Here is a 4,571-nt window from a genome sequence, read left to right as displayed (position 1 = left end):
TGCCGGGCGCCAGGCGGCACGGGCCGGACGCCGCGCCGGCCGCAATGCCGAGCGCGCGGTCTCCCAGGCCCGCGACGGGCTGATGGACGCGCTCGATCGCGAGCCGATCATCGTCGGCGCCCTGGGGCTGGCCATCGGCGCCGCGATCGGCGCGATGCTGCCGTCCACGCGCGTCGAGGACGAAGCCCTCGGGGAAACCCGCGACCGGTTGAAGGACGAGGCGCTCCGCACCGCCCGGCGCGGCTATGAAAGCGCCAGGGACGTCGCCGCCGAAGGCTATGCCGCCGCGCGCGAGACGGCCGACGCGGAGGGCTTGACCTCGGTGGACGACACGCCGCTGGCGGAAAAGATCGGCCACGTGGCGGCCGCCGCCGGCAAGGCCGTGGGTGAAAAGACCCGCGAGCTGGCAGGCGAGCCTTCCGGCGATACGGCGAACAAGGCCGACGACGAGCCGGCGGTAGCGACGGGGTCGTCCGGCCACGCCGACAGGCCGGCCGGCTACGCTCCGCAACCGGGCGTCTACGGCAGCCGCTGACGCCACGCGCCGGTTTCGTCGATCGGCAGAAAGGGGCGGGTTCCGGTCTGGAACCCGCCCCTTTTCGATTGCGCCCTTGGCCCCCGCGGCTCGGGCAAACGACCGGCGGACGCGAACGCCGTCCGCCGGGGCCGCGTACCGCTCAGTCGGCCGTCGACTTGCCCAGCGTGTCGGCCACCACGGCGCCGCGTTGGCCCATTGGCTGGGGATCGCCGCTGGTCGAATCGCGCGCGGTCTGGTGCTCCATCTCCGCGTTCAGCTCCGCGCCGACGATCAGGATCAGCGCCGAGAGCCACATCCACAGCATGAAGCCGATGGCGGCGCCGAGAGATCCGTAGGTCGCATTGTAGTCGGCGAAGTTCTGCAGATAGTAGGAAAAGCCCACCGACATGATCAGCCACGTCAGGGTGGCGAGAATGCTCCCCCAGCTGATCCACCGCCATTTCGCCCGCGCACGCGAGGGCCCGAACCGGTAGAGCAGCGACACGCCCACGATCATCACCAGAATCATGAGCACCCACCGGCCGACGCTGATCAGGGTCTCGGAAAAACCGCCGAGATTCACCAGCGAGAGGACCATCGGCACGATGCCCACCACGGCCACCATCAGGATGAAGGTGAGCATGAAGCCCAGCGTGAAGGTGAAGGCGACGAGGTTCAGCCAGATGAAGGAGCGCTTCTCCTCCTCCTCATAGGCGATGTTCAGCGCCTCGAAGAGGGTCTTCACGCCGTTGTTGGCGCTCCACAGGGACACGGCCAGCGTCACGCCGAGCCCGAGGCTGAGCGCGCTGCGTTCCTGGTTGGCGAAGCTTTCCAGCTGGCCGACGATCAGGTCGAGCCCGCCGTCGGGCAGCACCCCGCGCAAGAAATCGATCTGCCCGGCGATCGATGTCGGGTCGGCCACGAAGCCGTAGATCGACACGAAGGCGCCGAGCGCCGGGAAGATCGCCAGCATCAGGTAGAAGGCCGCGCCGGCCGCCACCAGGGTCACGCGATCCTCGACCATCTCGCGGTAGAGGCGGAAGACGATGTCCTTCCAGCCGCGTGCGGGAATCTGCGAGGGCCAGTCCGCGTCGCGGCCTCTGTCAATGTCCGATGGGGCGTCCGCGCGCGTCATGAACCTCTCCTTCAACTTGAGTGTCGAAGGGAAACCCGTCGTGCGCGCTCGAGTTCCGGCGCGTGTGCGCCGGAAGGGCCGGCTAGATGTCGGAGGCGGGCCGCTTCTGTGCCGGCCTCTCGTCCTGCCAGTCGTTTTCGCCGTTCGAACGCGGCTCCAGGTCGATCGGCCTGATGGCTTTTTCTCCCATGGCGCCGGCATCCGGCACGTCTGAGAGGGGGGCTTCGGTCTTGCGGGCGGGGGCCTTGGCGGCTTCCTTCCTTGCATCGCGGCTCATGGCGCGTCTCCGTTGCTCGTTCCGGACGTCGTCATCGGGAACCCCGACGGCAGGGCGATTGTTCCCGTGGACGGCATCCGCACCCGGCTGCCCCGCCCGAAGCCCGGGTGCCACGCGAAAGGAAGAGACGATGAGTTCCTACTGGAGAAGCATGGCAGCGGAAATCCTGCCGTCCTGGCTGAAGAACCTGCGTGCAGGGCGGCCGCGGGTGGCCCGGGTGCCGCCCCGCCAGGGGCCGCAGGAGCCGGCGTCCCCCCGCGGCGCGGCATCCGAAGCCCCTCTCTCCAGCCGGGACGTCCGGTCCATCGCCGACCCCGCTCAGGTGGGGGAGCCCCCGACCGGAACATCCGCATCCAACCAGCGTTGACCGACGAGGATCCAACAGACGGAGCACGGCATGGAACCGACGAATTTTCTCTGGCTACTGGTCGTCGCGGGCGGGCCGTTCCTGCTGGCGGTGCTCTTCGGCTATGCGCTGCTGCGCCGGCGCAGGCTGTCGCGCGCCGAGCGCGTCGCCCGTGATCGGGGCACGCGCGACGTGTTCGACGAACGGACCTGACGGCCGCCGCGGCGGCCGTTGGCGGTCGCCGTCACTGGATGGTGTGCTGTGCATCTCCGACCGGATCGTCGGGCGCGATCGCCACGCCATACATCTCCGCAACGGCCCAGGCGCCCATCGCCAGCACGAGGCCGATGATCAGGATCATCAGGATGGGAAAGCCCCGGCGGCCCTGGCGGGCGCGGGTTGCGGTCGTCTTGGTTTCGATTTCTGGTTCGCGAGCCAATCTCTTCTCCTCATTGGGGTCCCGGGCGGGCGACGCCCGCCGGTGATCGTTCCCTGAAGGAACTCGCGGCCCTGCATTCGGGTTCCGCCTTCGCGCTGCCGCGCCGCCTGGCGCCATCTCCACCGCCGCGCCGGCTGCTTCGCCGCACATCGTGAACGGTCCATCGCCGCCAGCCGCTGTTCGCCGGCCTGCGCGCCATGGTAGGAAGTCGGCGAACCGGTTCCCGAGGCCCAAGGCATGACCATTCCGGCGCAGATGAGCCCATCCTCCACGACCGCGCTGTTTCCCGGCGAGGTCGACCATCTCGCCATCGACGCCCTCGTGGCCTGGATGATCGACGGAGCGCCGCCGAGCGGCGATGCGAACCGCATCATCGACGCCATCTGCCAGCGTGTCGTGGCGGCCGGCGTCCCCGTCGATCGCTTCGCCCTGTTCATGAACACGCTGCATCCCAACATCGCGGCACGGCGCTTTCGCTGGACGCGGGACGGCGGGGTGGTTGTCAACGAGGTCGAGTTCGACATCTTCTCGCAGCAGGAATACTGGAAGAATCCGCTGCCCCGCGTCACCTCCGAAGGGGTGTCCATCCGCCGTCGCCTCACCGACCCGCAGGCGCTCAGCGAATACATGATCCTCGGCGAACTCGAGGCCGAAGGCTTCACCGACTATCTGGCCCAGCCCCTCGTCTTCACCACCGGCGAGATCCATGCCGCGACATGGTCGACCAAGGACGCACACGGCTTCTCGCTCGAGCAGATCGATGCGCTCGACGTGATCCGCCGCCCGCTGGCGCGGTTGACCGAGGCCTATCTGCTGCGTCTCAACGCGGCGTCGATCCTGTCCACCTATGTCGGGCGCGGCGGCGGCGAGCAGATCCTCCAGGGGCGCGTCCACCGCGGCGACGGCGAGGAAATCGACGCCGCGATCCTGTTCACCGACCTGATGGACTTCACGCGCCTGTCGAACACCCTGTCGGGGCCGGAAATGGTGGCGATCCTCAACGACGCCTTCGACATCATGGTGCCGCCGGTGGAGGCCAATGGCGGCGAGGTCCTGAAATTCCTCGGCGATGGCTTCTTCGCGATTTTTCCCTATGGCGGCGAGCGAACCATGGGCGACGCGGTGCAGGCGGCCAGCCGCACCATCATGGAGGGCGAGGCCCGGCTGGCCGAGACCGAGCTCGGCAGGACCGTGTCCTTCCGCTCGGCGCTGCACGCCGGCCGGTTCCACTATGGCAACATCGGCGGCGCCAACCGGCTCGACTTCACCGCCATCGGCCGGCCGATCAACTACGCGGCGCGGCTCCTGACCTGCGCGTCCGACCTCTCGCTGCACCGGGTCGCGTCCGCCGAGGTGGCCGCGCATCTCTGCTGCGCGCCCCGGGTGGCGAGCGAAGTGCCGTTCAAGGGCTTCGAGGGGCTGCAGAAGATCTACGTCTATTGATGGCCGGCGAAGCGATCCTCGGCGCCGTGCTGGCCGGGGGCCTGTCACGGCGCATGGGCGGCGGCGACAAGCCGCTGCGCCTGCTCGACGCGCGCACGATCCTCGATCACGTCCTCCACCGCTTCGTGCCGCAGTGCGACGGCGTGGTGCTCAATGCCAATGGCGATCCGCGGCGGCTGGAAGCCTATGGCCTGCCCGTCGTGCCCGATTCCGTCGAGGGCTTCGCGGGGCCGTTGGCGGGCCTTCTGGCGGCGCTGGAATGGGCCGCCGCGCACCGGCCGGACGTGTCGTATGTCGTCACCGTGCCCGGCGACTGCCCCTTCCTGCCGCGCGATCTCGTCGCCCGGCTCGCCGGCGCCCGGCGCGCGGAAGCGGCCCGCGTGGCGCTAGCGGCCTCGGGGGAACGGACGCATC

Annotated in this window: 6 protein-coding genes and 1 pseudogene; 4 read left to right on the top strand and 3 right to left on the bottom strand. The window is 69.3% G+C overall.

Translation table 11 applies throughout. The features are described from left to right. Positions 1-535, top strand: a pseudogene (locus EJC49_RS25750) (hypothetical protein); the annotation flags it as partial. A 142-nt stretch (positions 536-677) separates the two neighbouring features. On the opposite strand, the gene EJC49_RS17375 reads toward EJC49_RS25750, so the two are convergent. Beyond that, on the bottom strand, positions 678-1,652 hold the full coding sequence (locus EJC49_RS17375; RefSeq protein ID WP_126701207.1) for a YihY/virulence factor BrkB family protein: 975 nt from the start codon (positions 1,650-1,652) through the stop codon (positions 678-680). 82 nt (positions 1,653-1,734) lie between these two features. After that, complete coding sequence (locus tag EJC49_RS17370) at positions 1,735-1,929, bottom strand: hypothetical protein (RefSeq protein WP_126701206.1); 195 nt, start codon at positions 1,927-1,929, stop codon at positions 1,735-1,737. Between the two features lie 397 nt (positions 1,930-2,326). Here EJC49_RS17370 and EJC49_RS25745 point away from each other — a divergent pair, with 397 nt between their 5' ends. Further along, positions 2,327-2,488 carry a hypothetical protein gene (locus EJC49_RS25745; protein WP_170314769.1) on the top strand — a complete coding sequence of 54 codons (162 nt, stop codon included), beginning with the start codon at positions 2,327-2,329 and terminating at the stop codon, positions 2,486-2,488. A gap of 31 nt (positions 2,489-2,519) precedes the next feature. Here the strand turns inward: EJC49_RS25745 and EJC49_RS17365 are convergent, their stop codons facing one another. After that, positions 2,520-2,714, bottom strand: coding sequence for a hypothetical protein (locus tag EJC49_RS17365; protein WP_126701205.1), 195 nt, complete (start codon positions 2,712-2,714; stop codon positions 2,520-2,522). A 237-nt stretch (positions 2,715-2,951) separates the two neighbouring features. Here EJC49_RS17365 and EJC49_RS17360 point away from each other — a divergent pair, with 237 nt between their 5' ends. Both EJC49_RS17360 and EJC49_RS17355 read left to right on the top strand, forming a co-directional pair. Continuing rightward, a complete protein-coding gene (locus tag EJC49_RS17360) occupies positions 2,952-4,157 on the top strand; it encodes an adenylate/guanylate cyclase domain-containing protein (RefSeq protein ID WP_126701204.1) in 1,206 nt (401 codons plus the stop codon). After that, positions 4,157-4,571, top strand: a 415-nt coding sequence (locus tag EJC49_RS17355) for an NTP transferase domain-containing protein (protein WP_170314768.1), incomplete at its 3' end; no start/stop codon positions are given. The genes EJC49_RS17360 and EJC49_RS17355, both read left to right, overlap by 1 nt.

The sequence above is a fragment of the Aquibium carbonis genome, from assembly GCF_003970795.1.
In the GTDB taxonomy this organism is placed as follows: domain Bacteria; phylum Pseudomonadota; class Alphaproteobacteria; order Rhizobiales; family Rhizobiaceae; genus Aquibium; species Aquibium carbonis.
This window is presented reverse-complemented; position numbering and strand designations above follow the sequence as displayed.

Coding starts and splice junctions, on each gene's coding strand:
- EJC49_RS17375 (WP_126701207.1), bottom strand. CDS start 1,652: ATGACGCGCGCGGACGCCCCATCGGACATTGACAGAGGCCGCGACGCG.
- EJC49_RS25745 (WP_170314769.1), top strand. CDS start 2,327: ATGGAACCGACGAATTTTCTCTGGCTACTGGTCGTCGCGGGCGGGCCG.
- EJC49_RS17360 (WP_126701204.1), top strand. CDS start 2,952: ATGACCATTCCGGCGCAGATGAGCCCATCCTCCACGACCGCGCTGTTT.
- EJC49_RS17370 (WP_126701206.1), bottom strand. CDS start 1,929: ATGAGCCGCGATGCAAGGAAGGAAGCCGCCAAGGCCCCCGCCCGCAAG.